Below are 18,201 nucleotides of genomic sequence, written 5' to 3'. Positions count from 1 at the left end.
CTTGCGTATTATTCGTATGGATCTACTTTGATCCCCAACATCCGTGGTAAGGGATCAGGATCGAGGTTGGCGACATCGATACCACTATCCATGGCTTCCATTGCTGCAAGTCCCGCGATCTGACCTGTCGTCATCCACAATGGTTCCATGCGGAGGACCGACATTGCAACGTGAGTGCTTGACATCGCAACTGGCACGAGTAGGTTGTTCAAATGTTGAGGCAACATAGCACCGTAAGGGACTTGACCGGGTTGGGCGGGTCCATCGGCTTTTTTGGGATACCAGAGGACACCCTCCATAAAACCATCTACTGTATACCGTCGATCGTGACAGGGGTGAACATCAAACGAATGTTCGCCAATGGCGATGGCGTGATCAATCTGAGGGGTTCGTCCGGTTTTCGGATCGACTGTGAAATTATGCTGTGTTACCAGTGCTCTGCCTTCGATGCGACGGCCTTGACGGACATAGATTTGCCAGGGCCAATGTCCCGTATCGGTGAATTCGTCCTGATGCAAGCCTGCCTGTCTCCACAGATTACGCGTGCTCTCTGGTACCCTCGGTTCATTTTGAAGGAACCAGACGTACCCTGCGGCGTGGTCAAGGTGAAATTGGGCAAGTCGTTGCCGGTGATGCCGCTGTGCCTCTGGCCAGGTCCAACTGATGCCCGGGCAATTCAGGCTGGTCAACCGATCAATCGAACCGTTTAGTTGATACTTTTTGTTCGGCAGCGGTGTACCGAGTCCTAAGCTCTGTATGCGTCCGGTTGCGAAATCGTCAAGTAGCGGTAGAAAATCTTGTAGGTGTTGTTCATAAGTTGCTGGTTTTTCAATTGGGACAATCTTATCGGGATCTGTCGTAAAAATGCTCCTGGCACAAAAGGCTTGGATGGCAGGCGACGGTTCCCCGGTATCAGGCGTTAGAATCTGTTCACCTGTCTTCCAGTTCATGTAATGTATACCAGCGCGAGGTTCTCCGTATTCTTCAATACCTTCACGTCCAACACGGTAAGGCACACCTGCTGCCGCCGCGAGGTCGCCTTCGTAGGTGCCGTCGATGAAGGTCTTTGCGGTTACACGCAGCTGCGATTGGTTAGAGGCTTCCAGTTTTACCGTTGTAATTTGATTCGTCTGTGCGGTTGCGTCAATCAAATGGTATTCTCTCAGAAACGTCAAGGTATCCGCTTCTGCCCCGAGCAGTTGATCGAAGACACGTTCTGCGACCGACGGTTCATAAAACCATCCGTCTTGAATAAGCTTCCAATCGGGAGAATTCTCTCCAATGGTTTGCCGATATTCTTCGCGCACACCGTTAATGAACTCGATGACCAGGCCACCGAACATCTCTCGCCGTACGGCATCTGTTGTTGATAGTCCGCTTGCCATCATCCCACCCGGATGTTGTTGTGGACATGCGAGAATAACTTTACACCCGCGTCGGGCTGCTTCAATGGCGGCGGCGCAACCGCCGGGGGTCGAACCGTAGATAAAAACATCGCAGGACAGGACGTGGTTTGTCTTTTTTTGCGAAGTTGTATCCGTATGAATTGATTCTGATGAATTTGTCATGCTTCCTGTTATATCGGTTCCTTACTCACTAAACCGCGAGCGTAATGCCCATAAGCCTTGTCCGGGTTCGCTGATGTAGAAAAAGCGCGCGGATCGGTGCGGTTGGAAATCGCACCTACCACGGGGGGAGGAATCATCGTTGAACCCGTCAACAAGCGTCTCGGGGTTGTATTCGGCAATAACTTCGTTTACAGGTGCCCATTGGTAGCCGACGGATTCAATCTCAGTCTGGGTGAGATGCCCGGTCGCATAAGTTACCTTGAAACGTCCTTCGGTACTGCCGTGGATTAAGTGTGCAGCCGCAGAAAGGTTTTCTTGCAGTTCCGGGTTTTCTGAGACTGCCTTGAGTGTTGCAGGGGTGCCGCGGTAGCCGTACTTTCGGATGAGTCGGTCGATTTCTGCGTCCTCCCCGAATTCTCGGAGGCCGGGCGCGATGATAATTAACTCACCATCGTCTGCCATCGCCATTCTCGTGCGGTAGATTGCTTTGTTGCCGAGCCATGTGCTTTTAAACTCTATCGGATCTAAATAGACGACTACTTTTGATAAGGGTTCATCTAAGAACGTCATGTTAACGGTTCTACTCAATTCCGCGGCGGTTTCAAAGGTCTGTGCGTCATCGCCGACGTAGAGTCCACGCATCACACGTTCGCCAGTGGTGTCTGTATCCATGACGCTCATAACGTACAAAATGCCGAGTTGTTTCAGATGGTGTGCGTGTGCGTAATTGAGGACTCTTCTAACCGAGGTATCCGTTCTTCCCATCAAGCGTTCCATGCCGTCTACGGCACCGAGGAAATGGGATTTGTTAATCATCTCCACGCCGCCTACACCGACGAGGATGTTCTTGAATCCGTTAGCAATACCGATGACTTCGTGTGGGATGACCTGTCCGACGGAGATGATGAGTTCGTAATCTCCTTCCACGAGGCGGCGGTTTACGGCGACAGGGATGCTGTAATCGAGTTTGCCCCCTGAGACCTCTTGGACTAATTCCGATGGCACTTCACCGAAGTGATAGAGTCCCGTGCGCCAGTTGTGGACATGGTAGGTCGCCTTGGGTAAATCGCCGTACATCTCGGCGATCTGTTCTTCGGTCATCGGTGCGTGTGTACCGATAGCGGGGAGGATATCGAAGGTGGTGCCGTTTGCAGCGTCCCATAATTCATATAGGATTTGGGTGAGTTCACCGGCATTTGAGTGGAGGCGTGTTATATCGGGCGGGATCACCAGAATCTTTTTTGGGATGCCGCCTAACTTGAGCAGTGCCTCGTGGAGTAAGGCGCGCTTTTCTTTGGTTGTGATAACGGTGTCTTTTCCACCGTGGGCAATGTGGGTTGACATTTTTTAATTTCCCTTTAGTAGGCATCCTTGATTGCACCCCAGGTTATGCTGAGTTTATCCTGTGGCTCGACGGGTAAAACGAGGTCTTCGACGGCATCCCCGATAAAGATGTTATCAATATAGACGAGTCCGTAGTTGCCGAACTTGCCGGTTTTGAAGTTTCCGTCTTGACCTTCCGTGGCTGGGTCGATTTTGTCAAAGGGTGTCTTGTCCTTCCGTTCTTTGAGTTTGAAGGTGAATTTATCGCCAGAGAGGATAAGTTGTGCGCGATACCAGACTTCAGGATCATTTTCTACCATCCCATCTTTAACTTTCGCCCAACCCCCTTGGCGTTTGTAGAAGTGATATTCTCTACCGCCTTGCCGTCGGTCACTCAGGTAGAACTTCTCACCCTCCTGAAAGCGGAAGACGACACCCATGTAGAAGTCGTCAGGAAACATCATGTCCCATTCGGCGACGTAATCGTCCCAACCTGCATCACCGACAACATAGATAGAGCCGCCGACATCGTGCCGCGATGCGTTAGAGGCTTTGTCAGCGGTCAATAAGACTTTATTACTCGCTTTTTTCGGGTCGGCGACGACTTGGGCAACAGTATTTCCGTCGTGTCCAACTTCCCATTTACTTGGCTCTGCTCCGATTTTATCCTTTTCAAAGTCGTCGTGGAACAGTAGCACTGCCGATGCTTGTACTGCTATACTGAGACACAGCAAGGACACAACAATTTTGAGCACAACTTTTGTTTTTTCAGAAATTTGGTTGCATCGGAAAAGAGATAGATGTCTAAAAAGCATTTTCTTCTCCTTATTGAAATAGGATGGGGTTAAAAGCCTCGCTAACGCAGGTCAAGGCGAAATTTGAATTTATGCTTTGCCTTTGGTTACAAAAGTGATTTCAATGTCAATCTGGCGCATCCAGTGAGCATTAAAACAGCAAGTAAGCCTGTTAGTAATAATACGAAACTCCTAAAAAATTTTGTCATTAGTGTTAATTCTTTATTGAAACGGGGCGAGGTTAGGAAACCTCGCCTGCAAATGAATTGGAAGATACGCCCTACAAAGCGATTATTGTCCGACGACAGGATTTTTCAGAATGCCGATGCCTTCAATCTCGATTTCAACGACATCACCGGCTTTCAGGGCTGTGGTTGTGCCGGGTGTGCCTGTAAAGATTGCGTCTCCGGGTTCAAGGGTGATTGCTTGTGAAATAAAACTCACGATGGTTGTTACCGGAAAGATGAGGTCTGCGGTGGTCTGCTTCTGAACGACTTCGCCGTTGATGCGGGTTTCTAATTGTGCATCGGTATAGTCAACGTCGGTAGCGATAACGGGTCCTATCGGTCCAAAGGTATCGGATGCTTTGGCGCGCCACCACTGTAAGTCATTGCTCTGCCATGTGCGTGCACTGACATCGTTTCCGCACGTTACGCCCAATATGTTGGCGGCGGCTTCCTTTGGTGTTGCTTTCCGGGTCTGTTTCTTCATAATGACGACGAGTTCGCCTTCGGCGTGGACATCGTCATCACCGTCTGGTAGTTCTATATTGCCTTCCGGATCGTTGATACAAGAGGGGGTTTTGATGAAGATTTCGGGGTTTGTTGGTTCTGGAGCCCCGTCTAAATGACTCCGATAGTTCAGACCGACGGCTAATACCTTTGTCGGTGTTGTGGGTGCGAGGAGTTTGACATCCGCTAATGCGACGGTCTCGCCAGTCTCGCTGTGTTCACCGAACGGGGATCCCGATAGGACGTTGAGGTTATCTCCTGAAACGGTGCCGTAACCGATTGTGCCATTTAATTCATATCGCGCAAGTTTCATAAGTAGTCTCCTTTTTATTAGTTGTTGGTTGTTAGTAACCCCTTATGAGAGTTGCTAATGTTCATAATACCCACAACGATCTTTGGTCGAAAACCATAACTTTGATAATTGATGACTGATAGTTATTTTACCGTGTATATAGCGGTCTGTCAATTTATTTCTTGCAATTGGTAGTCAGTAAGGGTCAGGATTCGGAAAAAATCAACGGTATGAATGCCGTGTGGCATTCCCCGCCTCCTACAGCAAGATTGAGGGTGGCTAATTTGACTTTCGCCTCAAAATGTGGTAAAATTCCCATACAATTAACAGACTCATAAAAGACATACGGTAATCTGTAAATGATAAAAATTGGAATTGTTGGGGCATCCGGATACAGTGGTAGTGAATTGCTGCGATTTCTGGTCAACCATCCTGGAGAATTGCAAGTAACCCTCTGCACGTCTGAAACTTACGCTGGGCAGTGTATTGATAGTGTCCTGCCGAACCTGCGTGGTTTTCTATCTGCTAAATTTGAACCGTTAGCTATTGACTCTCTCAAAGACAGGGTGGACGCTGTTGTTCTTGCTGTTCCACACAAGGTTGCGATGTCGTTTGTGCCACAAATTTTGGCGCAAGGTTTGCGTATCGTGGATTTCAGCGCAGACTACCGACTTCAGGATGCTGAGACCTACGAGGCATGGTATCATGTGGAGCACACAAGCACAGAGTTGATACCACAAGCCGTCTATGGTTTACCCGAGCGGTATCGCGATTGTATCCGTTCTGCGCAACTCGTCGCTAATCCTGGTTGTTATCCAACGAGTGCTATACTTGCGGCGATGCCTTTCATTGCTCAAGGTGTCGTAGCATTAGATTCTATTATTGTTGACTCGAAGTCGGGGATTTCCGGTGCCGGTCCGAAACCGCGCGAAAATACACATTATCCGAATCGGGAGTCTAACTGTGTTGCTTACAATATCGGTGTGCATCGGCATACACCGGAGATTGAACAGGAGTTGTCGGCTGTCGCATCAGAACCGGTCTGTGTCACGTTTACCCCACATCTCGTTCCGATGACCCGCGGCATCCTCAGCACCGTCTATATGCGTCTTACAGAAGAGATGTCCGCCGAAGAAGCTCTCGATATATATTCCACTTTTTATGAGAATGAGCCGTTTGTTCGAGTGCTTCCATCTGGTACCTACCCGGAAACGAAAGCCGTCCTTGGCAGCAACTATTGCGATGTTGGACTTGAGGTGGATACGCGAACGGGTCGTATTGTCGCTATGGCAGCGATTGATAACCTCGGTAAAGGTGCAGCGGGTGCCGTCGTTCAGAATCTCAATTTGATGTTTGGTTTCAAGGAGACTGCTGGGCTGAAGGTGCCGGGGATGATGCCGTAGACTGGCTATTAGCCGTCAGCGGTCGGCAGTCAGTAAATTCTTGTGGGAGTTACAATATTCGTCGATGCCACAAACATCTTTTCACCAGCCAAAAATTATGATTGTTGCTGGTGAACCTTCCGGTGATCTGCACGCTTCTCATGTTGTCCATCGCGTTAAAGCCCTTTGTCCGGATGTGAAACTTTTTGGTATGGGCGGCGATCTCTTGGAAAAGGCGGGGGTTAAACTGGATTTCCACATCCGAGATTCCGCCGTTATGGGGTTCGCCGATGTTATTACTGTCCTGCCGATGTTTCTTCGGAAACAGGCACATCTGAAGCGGTGTATCCGAGAAGAACGTCCCGATATGCTGCTCCTCGTCGATTTTGCTGAGTTCAATATGCCGTTAGCGAAGTACGCTCGGAGCCAAGGCGTTTCGGTCGTCTACTATATCCCCCCGAAGGCTTGGGCATGGCGTGCGGGTCGGGCGCGGAAGTTGGCGAAATGGGCTGACGTTGTTGCAGCGATCTTTCCGTTTGAAGCGGAATTCTACCGAAACGCTGGCGCGAATACGGAATTTGTTGGGCATCCGCTCGTTGATTTTGCACAAACCCCTCTCACTATGCACGAGGCACGGGCACAGCTCGGTTTAGACGAATCGGAACAGACCCGAGATGCTCCTGTCATCGGATTGGTGCCCGGGAGTCGCCGTTCCGAGATTCGACACATTTTGCCAGTCATGCTGAGAGCCGCTGCGAGCATTGCTGAGGTCTATCCGAATGCACAGTGGATCCTCCCTTTAGCCCCAGGAATTTCACACGATCTTATTGCGAAGTGCCAGCAGGAATTGGGGAACATCGGGGTGCCACCCATCGAAATTGTGGAGAAGATGACCTATCCGGCGATGCGGGCATCAACGCTACTGCTGGTTACTTCTGGTACGGCGACGCTTGAAGCAGCGTGCATCGGGACACCGATGATTATCGTCTTTCGCACATCGGCATTCAACTGGCGTATTATCACGACCTTGTCTCCTTTGAACCGAAGCGGACTTCCTAACCTGATTGCTGGACACGACATCGTTCCCGAACTGCTACAAACAGATCTGACGCCAACGGCTTTGACGGAATTGGCTTTGGATTTCTTGGGGAATCCTGAGAAACGAAAGACACAACAGAAGGCACTGCAAGCGGTTCATGCGCAACTCGGCATAGCCGGTGCTGCTGAACGCACTGCCGAATTGGTGTTGGCGCAAATAGCAGTCAGCGGTTAGGTCGGCACTTCGTGCCTTTCAGCGGTCAGTTAAGTGGTGATTGTGGCAGTTATCTATTCAGTTCTTCCATCAGAGTCTGTTTTGTTAATTGCTGACTGCTATCAACCCGGAACCCTCTCATGAGATTCACATATACCCGCGACCTTGCTTCCCTACAGCAAAAACTTCTTTCTACCCCTTTACGCTTTCTGTTAATTCCATTGAGTTGGCTCTATGCTATAGGCATAAGGGTGCGAAATCAGTTTTATGCCTTTGGTGTGTTTAAGGGAGAGACACTCCCATGTACAGTCATTAGTGTCGGCAATATTGCTGTTGGTGGGACAGGAAAAACGCCTGCTGTTATTGCTATTGCGGAACGTCTTCAGAGAGCGGGTTTGCGTGTTGCTATCCTGCTGCGTGGTTACAAGCGCGAGGCTCGTGAGGGAATAACGGTTGTCTCGGACGGTAAACAGGTATACGCCTCCGCAAAGGAGAGTGGAGATGAGGCGTACATGATGGCGCAATGCCTTAGCGGTGTTCCAATTATTGTGAGTAGAGAACGCTATCTGGCAGGACAGATCGCACTTGAGCGTTTTAATGTGGAGGTCCTGCTCTTAGACGACGCATTTCAACACCGGCAGCTTGGACGTAATGTTGATATTCTTACTGTTCCCGTAACACATCCTTTTGGGAATCCGGCGCGGCTACTACCGGCGGGAACCTTGCGTGAGCCGCCATCTGCGCTTCGGCGCGCCGATATTATCCTACTGACACATGCGAACACACCTGAGATCTCCGAGCGTGCTAAGGAGGCAGTGAAACGGTTAGCACCGGACACATTGGTTTTGGAGAGTGTTCATCAGCCGACGTGCCTCTATCCGTTGCGCCGTGAGCACAGTGGAGAACATCAACTTGGCTCGCAAACTGGAAAGTTTGCGCTACAAAGGTTGCTCCGTGAGGGTAGTGGAGAACGTCAGGATGTAGGGATGCTCAAAGGAAAACGGCTTCTTGCGGTCTGTGGCATTGGGAACCCAGACGCTTTTGTGGGGACTCTCATGCGGTGTTCTCCGGCAAGCGTTGAACTCTTGGCGTTTCCTGACCATCACGTCTATGTGGGAGCTGATACGCAGCGGATAGGTGCGGCGTTTCGGGCAGCGAAGGCGGATTTGGTCGTTACAACGCAAAAAGATGCATGGAAATTGATGTCTGTTGTGGCGCATCAGGAACTTCCGATAGTTGTATTAGTAGTTGCGTTGGTTATTACAGGAGGGGAGGCGGAATTTACTGACCTTTTGTTGGCACGCATTCGTAAATCGAAAACCGCAGACCGCGGACCGTGAACCGCGATAAGCGAATAGCCGTACGCGAAGCGCGAACTACTAACTGCCTTTTTGTCGGTCGAGCCATTTGACGGAGAAATGAAGTAGATTTTCCATAATTTTATCGTTAATTTGCACATCCTCTTCTGTCTCATTTTTCAGGCTTGTGACGATGTATAAGCCTTTCTGGAAAGGAAGTAGCAGGAGCGGGGATGCGTTTTCAAAACCGTTGCTCGGTAATCCAGCGGCAGCGGTATTCGTTTTGGCGAGAGATGTCCATTTTCCGAGCGGGTCTAACCACATATCATCCAGTCGGATAAGTGGTTGATCCATAGCTTGTTGGTAGGTTTGATGGTTCCCGTTCAATGGGTTCGGCGATTGGAAGATACGAGAACGTTTACCCTGTGGTGTGGGAAAGAGTTCATAGGTTTCTTCGCATTCGATGCCGGTCAGCGGTTCTGGAATCCACCCGGTGCCGCGTCGCTGTTTAGCACTGGCTTTAATGTCTTGCCCGGAGACGAGGACGATACCGCCTTGACTGACGAAGTTTTTAATCCGGTGTTCGGCATCGATGTTCAGACGGTAGCCAGATTTGTAGATTTCCCCATTGCCGATCCATAAAATGTCAGTCTTTGCGAGTTTGTCGGTCCGCAAGTTTTGGACGTGATCATAAATTATATGGTGTCCTTGAACATATTCAAAACGTTCGAGGACAGGGAACTCCACGGTAGACGTGTTTCCAGTAAATGCCATGAGTTTGAGTGGCATCGCGATTTGGACTTCTGAACGTATTTTACTGGAACTTTTGGCAGTGCCATTTTCCGGTTTCCAAAGTTTCCCGTTGATAGTGGCATCTACGTATCCCAAGATTCGATTTCGTGCCCGCTGTAAACTCCGTTTTCGCTGTTCGGCGGTGTTTAAGTTGCGTGTTTGCGGATAAGCGAGCGATCCCAACGCGGCATGCCGAATGGGATTGTTATGTATCTGCTCAATAATGGTGGTATATGCTGCGATCCGACCTCGATTTGTGGGTAGGAGTCTCCTGTAGATAGAGAATCCGTGGCGGAGTTTGTTATCGAAGTGGCGAAAGGCGTTCTCAACATTCCACCGCCGACTGTAACTTGCGTCGATCGACTTCAAATCAATCCGTTCTTCGTTAATATTTGTGACGTATCCGTGAACGACGTTGATGCCGTGAATGGGTTCGCCGTCTTTGTCGGTGATGGCGATGTCCTCTGTGTCGCGCATGTCGAGGATTGCGTCTGTCAAGCCGGTAAGACTGAAAAGTTCGGGTTGATATTTCTCTGCGCTTTCGACGATTGTGCAATAGCGGCGAGGGAAGACGATGTCTGCGTCGCGAAAAGAGCGAAATTTGAAAAAGATTTTTTTATAATTGCGGATAGCGTGCCGATGTCGGGTTGAAACCCTATCAAAGGGTTTCACTTTACGATTAACGATGACATCCAGTGGAAACTCTTGAATGCTAAAAGCAGGGATATGGTGTTCATACTTGTAGTCCTTTTCCCATCTCGGCGCGTCCTCCCACAAATGGATACGACCGAGTTGGATCGGATACGGCGTATTGTTCTCAAAGATGATTGTGTTACCCTCGGCACGACACCGCAAGCCTCGGTCGTCGCGAACATTGAGTTTGTCAAGATTCTTCTTAAATTCGCATTCATATTCCCATTCATCTTTATAACCGTTGTTGTCCTTATCCTTTACATTCATCAATGCGATGTGTTTGTTGTTATAGTCCTTAAGAATAGCTGTGTATTCTGTGTTGTCCTCGCCGACGCGGACTCGGACTTTGACGCGTGTGCCGATGAGGCGTTCGATGAGGCGTTCGTAGCTTTCCTGCTCCAGGTAACTGGCGGATTCGTCTTCAAGTTCTTGAAGTCTTTTTTCAAAGTCGCCATCTGCTGCGGTTTGGTAGGCTTCACTGTATCTTGTCAATCGCGCGTCGGCGCCTCTTCTGAAACTTTTCCATACCATGCTAATGGCTTCGTCGAGTGCTTCCCTGAGGGCAATGAACATGTTTCGGATTTTCCGTCCGATTTTGTAAAAGAGGGGTGGGTGGTAGACGCGTTCAAGTTCCCAAGCACGTTCGCGCAATTCGCTGGTGTTCATTGAATCGAGATAGCGGATGTAAGCGACAATCCCTGCCTCACGTTCCTCGCTCTTGAAGATATAACTCGGTGCGTGCCCGCGTTGACGCGACTCCTCAGAGATAATTTCCATGCCTGTGAACTCAAGCCGCATGGTGCCTCGGTACCGCTGTCCGTCTTTCATCTGGAAGACGACGTATTTGTCAAGAAGTTTCTTTAGGAGTTTGTCTTTCTTAAAAAGTCTAATCAGGTACCCGATACTGCTTATCGCAAAGACAAGGATAATAACCCCGACGTAAACTTGCGAGTTTGCCCACCAGCTGCGGACCTGTTTCTGTGCTTCCTCGACGACGTTTGATTCTTGTCCTATTGCCGGGGGTAAGAGGAAAAACAAGGCGAGAATTAGGACGAAGATGGATGTATTAATATGAGAAAACCGTAGGCGATGTCCTAAAAGGTTTCGTCTTTTTAGGCTTTTAAACATCATGCGACTCCTCGATTAATAGATGCGTACTCCGTTTTCAGTGGCGATTCGCCGGACATTCGCGTTCGCGAGCGGAATCTTCTCCGCCGGGAGGTGTTCTATAAGTCCATAGCCATCGGGATAAAGTTCATCAAAACGCTTCAGTGCCACGCCGAGTTCCAATTCGCCTTCACCGGGCACTTCTTCATTCAGGTGAAGGACCAGACCGTTCTGTACGCTAATGTCTTTGATATGTGCCATGGGTGCGACGGGACCCATCACGCCAAAAATATGGTTGAGTCTCTCTTCGCTATTATAAACTTGTAATAGCGTTTGAAAATGGTTGACGAAATCCATAACAATGCGAAGTCGGTCGGAGCCGACACGTTCCACAACTTCTCGACAGATTTCTGGTGAACCCATAATTGAAACGGCATGTGTTTCCATTACGAGTGTCAATTCGTGTTGTTCAGCATGTGCTGCGATCGGTTTCAGCGTTTCAATCAAGCGTTCCATTGATTCTGGGAGATGATTGTCTCGATGCGATGTCCAAGCACCGTCAGGATTTAGGCTTCCCGGACGAAACAGGTAGTGGTGCGCGTTGAGAGAAGCCGCAGTTGCCATACCGCGTTGGACGCTTGCGATTGCGGCTTCGCGCACGGCGGCATCTGGGTGAAAAAGGCATTCCTCATAGGTGATGCCGAATTGCACGAGATCGAAGTTCGCATCTTCTAACATCCGCACGCAGCGCGAGCAGGCATCTAGTGGCACAGTCGGAATCTCCGCACTGCGGAAATGGAAACTTAAGCCGGTAAATTCCAGTGCCTTAATTTTTTCGATTTCATCCGATGTAAGTGTGCGGAAGTCTCCGCAGAGTCCAACAACACCAAGTCTCATAAAATTATACCTTCTTTTTTGTTTTAAACGCAAGACAAAGATGATCTGATGCACGGTTATTTGATTTTAAGGAATTGTGCTATGTCTGCTAACCTCCAACTCCTTTAAAAGATTTCTGGCGCGTTTAAGGTTTTTGGTGTCAAATCCTTCTGTGAACCAAGTATATATCGGCTCCAACACTGCATAAGCGTCTTGGTAGCGATTTTGCGCCATCCAGAGTTCGCATAAACTGAGAGCGGCTCGGAGTTCCCAAGATTTCGCGTTTTGTTGCCGTGCGATTGTCAATGCGTTTTGAAAGTAGTTTTCCGCTTGCTTGGTTGTGGTGCTTTCCTCGTTTGCGGTTTTGCTTTTCTTCGAGAGCATGAGATAGAGCTCGCCTTGTTGACGGGCGAGTTCGGCGGCGTGGGTTCGCTCTCCGGTTTGATTGACGATAGTGCGTGCGGAGTCAAGGGTCTGCAGGGCTAAACTCAGCTGTCCGGCACGTTGGTATGCTTGCGCGAGGCGGGCGAGAAAGAGCGGTAGAAGCATTTCAGCCCGCGTTTTTTTCCATGCTGCGATGCCTTTGCAGATCATGGCTATGCCTTCTTCTGAACGGTTTTGTTCAGCGAGTACCCATCCTTTCATTACTGTTGCAGCGGCTTCCCATCCAGAGAATCCGTGTTCCTGACATATCGCTAACATTTCTGTTGCGGCGGTATTGACGTTTTCTACATTGCCTTCGTACTGATAAAGCACGATTTTAAAATGGAGCAAAACGGCGTCACTAAAAGGATGATTCCTATCTTTACCGATCGCTGTGGCTTCATGAAGTCGAGCTTCTGCTTGTGTCGGGTAGCCGAGGCACCACAAGAGCGGTGCGGAATAAGAGAGCAACGTCATCCCGGGATCTGCGACGTAGTGCAGAAATGTCGGCACTGGGTGGTGTTGGGGTTGATAGAGTTCGATGCCAGCCTCCAAGTGTTCCCGAGCGGTTTGGAATTCGCTCAAGTAGTAGAGTGTTGCTCCCAGTGCGCGGCGCGCCTCGACTTCAAAAGCCGGGTCTCCGACCTGCTTAGCAATCGTGAAGCACTGCTGACCGAGTTCACGTGCTGAGCGCAGCCGTCCCTGTACCAGATGAGATAACCATAACCCAAATAGCACAGGGAACCGGAGGTCTTTTACAGTGGTGTTAACCGAGAATTCAGCACCTTCCTGCGAAACGGGTTCTTTGGCTTCGAGTGTATCTAAGAGTTCACGTGCGCGCGTGTAGGCGGTTTCTACCTCCTCAGAGGCATAACCACTTGTTGCGATCAAAGCCGTGCCAAGCGTAGTTTGTAGTTCCAATTCTAATTGGGCAGTCGCCTCAAGGTCCTGTATACCGGTGTTCTCGGACAATTGTTCGAGTGCTGCGAGTCCGTGCCTGATGTGTCGAGCACTCTCGATATTGGCGGAACGTTCTAAGGCACGGTGTCCGGCGTGCTGCCAATAATGGATTGCTTTTTCGGGGAGTCCAGCCTCTGTGTAGTGATATGCGACCAATTCGGGCTGAGCCCCGTCGCTGATGTTTCCGCTGCTGTCCTGTAAGACCTCAGCAATCTGTTGATGATACTGCTGCCGTCTGCTTCTCAGCAGAGATTGGTAAGCGGTTTCACGAAGGAGGGGGTGCCTGAAGGTATAGCGTACCTGATTGTCGGATGTCTCGTTTCGATTGAGGATGTATGCGTTTACTAATTCGCTCAATTGTCTTTTGAGAGATGTGAGGTCGATGGTAGGGTTATTCTCCAGATGGATACCGGAAGCGACCTTATAGAGCAATTCGCCTGTCCATTCTCGCCCGAGTGTTGCGCCGAGTTGTACAATTTCTTTTGCGGATCCGAGTTCGTCTAACCGAGCCGTCAGCAAGTCTTGTAGTGTAACGGGAATGTCTATCGCTTGTGAGTGTGGCGTTGTGTGGTCGGAGACATCAGCAATTAGGGAGAGTGCCCCGCTTTCAAGCACCATTTGGGTGAGTTCTTCAACAAACAGCGGAACACCTTCAGTCATTCCGACGATCCGTTTCAATAAATCAGGCGACACTGGCGTGTCACCGGCGACGTGCTGGATCATGATTTCCGATTCAGCGGGTGTGAGTGCCGATAGTGGGAGGGTGCTTGCCCATTCAGGACGTAGGAGTTCCTCCAACGCCTCTTTATCAAGCGCAGCGCCACTGGCATTTCTATCGGGTACCTCTTGTCCGTTTCTGCCATCTTGAGATTGCTCGTTGGATCGGAGGGTTTGCACATTGGAGCGACAGGACAAGATTGTGAAGATCCGGGCATTTTCAATGCGTGCGATTAGGAGCGTAAGGAAATCTATGCTTGAGGGGTCGATCCAATGCAGGTCTTCAAGAACAAAAAGTATAGGTTTCTGTTCAGCCATTTTTAGGAGCACTTGAACAAGGACTTCCAGGGTTTGTTGACGGCGTTGTCTCCGGCTCCAGCCTGAAGGATATGTATCTTGTTCGACCGGACCTATACCGGTTTCCATCTGCCAAAGACGCACGTTTCCGATTGGACCCAGACCCCAAACGCGTTGCGGGTCTATACCGGTTTCCGTCTGCCTCTGAATCTCGAAAGGTATTTCAAGCAGTTCGGCGAGGAGCGATAATGTTTGCGTTGTGTTTGCTTGTGCTTCGTTGTCTGAATTTTCCAATCCGAGCGTTGGGACACTGTAGTCGCGCAGGAGATTCTTGAGTTTATCAAGTCTCATCTCTGCGGTGTCAGTACTTGTAAACTGTACGATGTGTTCTTGAAACAGCGAAAGGATAGAATAGAGCGGACTATTCTGGTAGTAGGGGGAACATCTTCCCTCTATGATAACTGCTTCTGGATGCCGGTTGACGTATTCTTGGATCACCTGTATGCATCGTGATTTTCCGATACCGGCTTCACCTTCAATCAGGAGTGCTTGTCCTTTAGATGCGAGCACTTGTGTCCACCCTTGTTTAAGGCGTTCGACCTCCCGATCCCGCCCGATAAACGGGGTCAATCCGCTTTCATTGGCAATATCTAATCGGCTTTGCACTGGGATTTCACCGGAGACTTGATAGATATTTACGGGTTGTGAGATCCCACGGAGGGGCGCGGCACCGAGAGGTTCGCACTTGAAAAAACCCTCAACCAACTGGTGGGTTGTATCGCCAATAACGATGTTGTTCGGTGCTGCGAGTTTCTGCATTCTGGCTGCGAGGTTTGGCGTTTTACCGACGATGTCGATTGCTTCGGGCGACCCTTCGTCAGAGATATGCCAAACGACAACAAGTCCTGTGTCAATGCTGAGGCGTACGCTAATGTTTACGCCGAAGGTGGTGTGGAGATACGGTTTGAGTGTCTCCATAGCGGCGACAATACCGAGTGCAGCTCTTACGGCGCGGTGTGCAGCGTCTTCATGTGCGATGGGATACCCGAAATAGACGAGGATGCCGTCCCCGAAGTATCGCGCGATGTGTCCGTTTTGTGCTAAGACGACTTCCATGACACAGGTCCGATAGATCTCTAAAAGATTTCGGAGTTCTTCGGGATCGAGTCTTTCAGTAAATGCGGTGGAGTCGACAATATCACAGAACAGGACGGTGAGTTGGCGACGTTCGGCACCGTGTGTGAGGGTTGCCTCTACGGCAGGAGTGTCCACAGCTGAAGTTTGGGATATGTCCGGTGCGTCACTGAGGGATGCACCGCATTCACCGCAGAATTTAAAGGACGGATTTAGAAATCCACAATTTTCGCAACGTTTGTGCTCCATGATATTTTTTGTCCTGGCACAAGGTCGGTGAAAGATGATTACCAATTACTTTCTAAACTGATTTAGGTATTCTTCAAGTTCGGCATCACGTGGATCTAACTTGTATGCTTCCTGATAATTATCAAGTGCTGTGTCGGTTTTGCCGACTTTCATGTAGAAAGAGCCGAGATTCCGATAGGCGACGCTGTGTGTTGGTTTCAAATCTAAGGCGCGATAATAGTGGTCTCTGGCACGGAGCATATAGGTTTTTGTCTCTCCGATGAGAATGTTGATGGTGATTTCATTCTCCCAACGTTGTCGATACACTTCGCCATCGAGTTGCCGAGCGTGTTCCTCAATGGCATTAGCAACCGCGGCATCTCGTGTTTTGAAGGTGATGACCCCAGAGGTTGTTTTCGCCGTGGCAAGTTTAAGTTCTGCGACTGCTTGGTCGGGTGTTTCCTCTCTGAGTTCTTTTTCCCATGAGGGCCAACTCGGTCCAGCGTATTTGAGACCTTGTTCATAATAAACGGTTCCAAGGTCGTTATAGATTTCAGCGTTCTCAGGTCGCATCTTTAAGGCTTCACTGTAAAGTTCAATGGCTTGTTTGTATTTCCCGGCGTTGAAGGCATCGGTGGCGTGAGTGCGAAGTTGTTTAAATTCCTCACTTTCTAAGTTGACAGCGATGCCCAATTCTGCCTTGTCTCTGCCATAGAAATAGATACCACCAATTAAGAGGATGGCGATGCAAACGGCTATAAGTGTGGGTAGTTGCAGTTTCATATTTTTAACTTTTGCCTCCGGTCGGTTGTTAGTTGTTAGTTAATGCTTGTGGCAGGGGCGCAATGTGTCAATTCCACAGACGCTTAACTGTAGACTGTTAACTGACAACTCTTAAAACACTTATCTCCATCGATTGTTTCTATTAAAAGTGACAACGATTGTTTCATCGCCCCCATCTCGTTCAAAGTAGAGTCGCATTCCGTTTTGCGTGCGGATAAGTTCGTCAATAACGATTTTAAGAAATTCGAGCGAGTGAATTTTAATATTGTCAATCTGGTAAATGAAATCCCCGCGCGTGAGTACGTCCCTCAAACCGCTGTTTCTCTCAACATTTGAGATAATAACACCGGGCTGTCGGTATTTGCGCGCCATCGCCTTGTCGGGTTGCGAGAAGGTTAACCCCCATCCAGAAGGCGAGTAGTACCATTCCAAGGTTTTCAGCGTGAAGTTGGTTTGTCGTTTTTTACCGCGCCGAATGAGTTCACAAGCTATGGGTTGGTGGAGCGGTAGGAGCCGTGTGATTGCTTTAAAGTCGTCTTCGCTCCTGATGCGGTGCCCTAAAATACCGATGATCACGTCCCCTCGTTTGATACCTGCGTCAGCGGCAGGACCTTGTTTCTCTACCTCGGATACCAGAACGCCGGTGTTGTGTGGTATTGACAATTTTTCTGCGAGATCCTCAGTCACAGATTGGATTTCCTTGATGCCGAGGCGCGGTGGAACGACGCTGCCGTATTCGAGAATCTGGCGGACGACTTTCCGGGCTTTGTTGGCAGGGACAGCGAATCCGATGCCTTGCGAGCCGCCGCTTGTTGATTTGATGAAGGTATTTATACCGATAAGTTGTCCGTGTATATTTACGAGGGCACCGCCGCTGTTGCCGGGGTTAACAGAGGCATCCGTCTGAATCAGGTCTTCATGATAGAGGTCTTCGATAGAGAGTGCGCGTTCGGTGGCACTCACGATACCGATTGTGACCGTGGGCTGGGCGTTGCCTATTGATAAATTGAACGGGTTTCCGATTGCGACGACCCATTCCCCAATGAGTAGCCTGTCTGAATCGCCCCATTGAATTTCTGGTAGGACGGTGCCTGTATCGACTTTCAAAAGTGCGAGGTCTGAGAGATAATCGAATCCGATGACTTGTGCTGCGAATTCTCTCTCGTCCGAGATCGTTACGGTGATGCTATCGGCATCTTTGATGACGTGATGGTTTGTTAGGATGTGTCCGTTTTTGTCAATAATGATGCCTGAACCGACTTCTCGAAGCGAGCGTCTACGGGGGTAAAAGACATCGTCCCAGAACCACCATTCGTTAAGCGATGTTCGTCTTTCAACGGTGCGGATTGCGCTGATATTGACGACTGCAGGACTGGCGTGTGCGACGGCTGTGACAATTGCCGTCTGTCGTGCTGCTGTAACCGCCTCTTGGGTCTGCTTAGCCCGAAATTCAGCACTGTAAGCACTCCGACAAAGCGAACCTCCGAGTGCAAAACATGTACATAACGAGATGAGTAGGATATAACGATAGCAACGGCGTAGATATATCAT

12 protein-coding genes are annotated in these 18,201 nt (G+C 49.5%); 3 read left to right on the top strand and 9 right to left on the bottom strand.

All coding sequences use genetic code 11. The features are described 5' to 3' along the window. Positions 1-8 precede the first annotated feature (8 nt). From OXN25_02980 to OXN25_02965, 4 genes are all read right to left on the bottom strand, one after another. Complete coding sequence (locus OXN25_02980) at positions 9-1,568, bottom strand: FAD-dependent oxidoreductase (GenBank protein MDE0423816.1); 1,560 nt, start codon at positions 1,566-1,568, stop codon at positions 9-11. A 21-nt stretch (positions 1,569-1,589) separates the two neighbouring features. Then, complete coding sequence (locus OXN25_02975) at positions 1,590-2,912, bottom strand: lactate racemase domain-containing protein (protein ID MDE0423815.1); 1,323 nt, start codon at positions 2,910-2,912, stop codon at positions 1,590-1,592. Between the two features lie 14 nt (positions 2,913-2,926). Then, complete coding sequence (locus tag OXN25_02970) at positions 2,927-3,706, bottom strand: hypothetical protein (protein ID MDE0423814.1); 780 nt, start codon at positions 3,704-3,706, stop codon at positions 2,927-2,929. Positions 3,707-3,976: 270 nt separating this feature from the next. After that, positions 3,977-4,729, bottom strand: a complete 753-nt coding sequence (locus tag OXN25_02965) for a fumarylacetoacetate hydrolase family protein (protein MDE0423813.1) — start codon at positions 4,727-4,729, stop codon at positions 3,977-3,979. A gap of 338 nt (positions 4,730-5,067) precedes the next feature. On the opposite strand from OXN25_02965, the gene argC reads away from it, so the two are divergent. The 3 genes from argC to lpxK all read left to right on the top strand — a co-directional run bounded on the left by argC (position 5,068) and on the right by lpxK (position 8,682). Further along, complete coding sequence (gene argC / locus OXN25_02960) at positions 5,068-6,111, top strand: N-acetyl-gamma-glutamyl-phosphate reductase (GenBank protein ID MDE0423812.1); 1,044 nt, start codon at positions 5,068-5,070, stop codon at positions 6,109-6,111. 64 nt (positions 6,112-6,175) lie between these two features. Beyond that, positions 6,176-7,363 (top strand): lipid-A-disaccharide synthase, encoded by a 1,188-nt coding sequence (lpxB, locus tag OXN25_02955; protein MDE0423811.1) that lies wholly within the window; start codon positions 6,176-6,178, stop codon positions 7,361-7,363. 119 nt (positions 7,364-7,482) lie between these two features. Next, positions 7,483-8,682 (top strand): tetraacyldisaccharide 4'-kinase, encoded by a 1,200-nt coding sequence (gene lpxK / locus OXN25_02950; GenBank protein ID MDE0423810.1) that lies wholly within the window; start codon positions 7,483-7,485, stop codon positions 8,680-8,682. A gap of 39 nt (positions 8,683-8,721) precedes the next feature. Here lpxK and OXN25_02945 read toward each other — a convergent pair whose 3' ends face one another. The 5 genes from OXN25_02945 to OXN25_02925 all read right to left on the bottom strand — a co-directional run bounded on the left by OXN25_02945 (position 8,722) and on the right by OXN25_02925 (position 18,201). Further along, positions 8,722-11,256, bottom strand: a complete 2,535-nt coding sequence (locus tag OXN25_02945) for a hypothetical protein (protein MDE0423809.1) — start codon at positions 11,254-11,256, stop codon at positions 8,722-8,724. A gap of 12 nt (positions 11,257-11,268) precedes the next feature. Continuing rightward, the gene (locus OXN25_02940) at positions 11,269-12,129 is read right to left on the bottom strand and encodes a sugar phosphate isomerase/epimerase (protein ID MDE0423808.1); all 861 of its coding nucleotides are present in this window, start codon (positions 12,127-12,129) and stop codon (positions 11,269-11,271) included. A 66-nt stretch (positions 12,130-12,195) separates the two neighbouring features. Continuing rightward, complete coding sequence (locus OXN25_02935; protein MDE0423807.1) at positions 12,196-15,888, bottom strand: AAA family ATPase; 3,693 nt, start codon at positions 15,886-15,888, stop codon at positions 12,196-12,198. A 45-nt stretch (positions 15,889-15,933) separates the two neighbouring features. Beyond that, on the bottom strand, positions 15,934-16,650 hold the full coding sequence (locus OXN25_02930; protein ID MDE0423806.1) for a tetratricopeptide repeat protein: 717 nt from the start codon (positions 16,648-16,650) through the stop codon (positions 15,934-15,936). A gap of 120 nt (positions 16,651-16,770) precedes the next feature. Further along, positions 16,771-18,201: a trypsin-like peptidase domain-containing protein gene (locus OXN25_02925; protein ID MDE0423805.1), complete on the bottom strand. Its 1,431-nt coding sequence runs from the start codon at positions 18,199-18,201 to the stop codon at positions 16,771-16,773.

The organism is Candidatus Poribacteria bacterium (assembly GCA_028820845.1).
Classification (GTDB): domain Bacteria; phylum Poribacteria; class WGA-4E; order WGA-4E; family WGA-3G; genus WGA-3G.
This window is presented reverse-complemented; position numbering and strand designations above follow the sequence as displayed.

Excerpts from the sequence above, each read along its gene's own strand:
- OXN25_02945 (MDE0423809.1), bottom strand. The coding sequence starts at position 11,256 with ATGATGTTTAAAAGCCTAAAAAGACGAAACCTTTTAGGACATCGCCTA.
- lpxB (MDE0423811.1), top strand. The coding sequence starts at position 6,176 with ATGCCACAAACATCTTTTCACCAGCCAAAAATTATGATTGTTGCTGGT.
- OXN25_02940 (MDE0423808.1), bottom strand. The coding sequence starts at position 12,129 with ATGAGACTTGGTGTTGTTGGACTCTGCGGAGACTTCCGCACACTTACA.
- lpxK (MDE0423810.1), top strand. The coding sequence starts at position 7,483 with ATGAGATTCACATATACCCGCGACCTTGCTTCCCTACAGCAAAAACTT.
- OXN25_02975 (MDE0423815.1), bottom strand. The coding sequence starts at position 2,912 with ATGTCAACCCACATTGCCCACGGTGGAAAAGACACCGTTATCACAACC.
- OXN25_02965 (MDE0423813.1), bottom strand. The coding sequence starts at position 4,729 with ATGAAACTTGCGCGATATGAATTAAATGGCACAATCGGTTACGGCACC.
- OXN25_02925 (MDE0423805.1), bottom strand. The coding sequence starts at position 18,201 with ATGATATATCTACGCCGTTGCTATCGTTATATCCTACTCATCTCGTTA.
- argC (MDE0423812.1), top strand. The coding sequence starts at position 5,068 with ATGATAAAAATTGGAATTGTTGGGGCATCCGGATACAGTGGTAGTGAA.
- OXN25_02935 (MDE0423807.1), bottom strand. The coding sequence starts at position 15,888 with ATGGAGCACAAACGTTGCGAAAATTGTGGATTTCTAAATCCGTCCTTT.
- OXN25_02980 (MDE0423816.1), bottom strand. The coding sequence starts at position 1,568 with ATGACAAATTCATCAGAATCAATTCATACGGATACAACTTCGCAAAAA.
- OXN25_02930 (MDE0423806.1), bottom strand. The coding sequence starts at position 16,650 with ATGAAACTGCAACTACCCACACTTATAGCCGTTTGCATCGCCATCCTC.
- OXN25_02970 (MDE0423814.1), bottom strand. The coding sequence starts at position 3,706 with ATGCTTTTTAGACATCTATCTCTTTTCCGATGCAACCAAATTTCTGAA.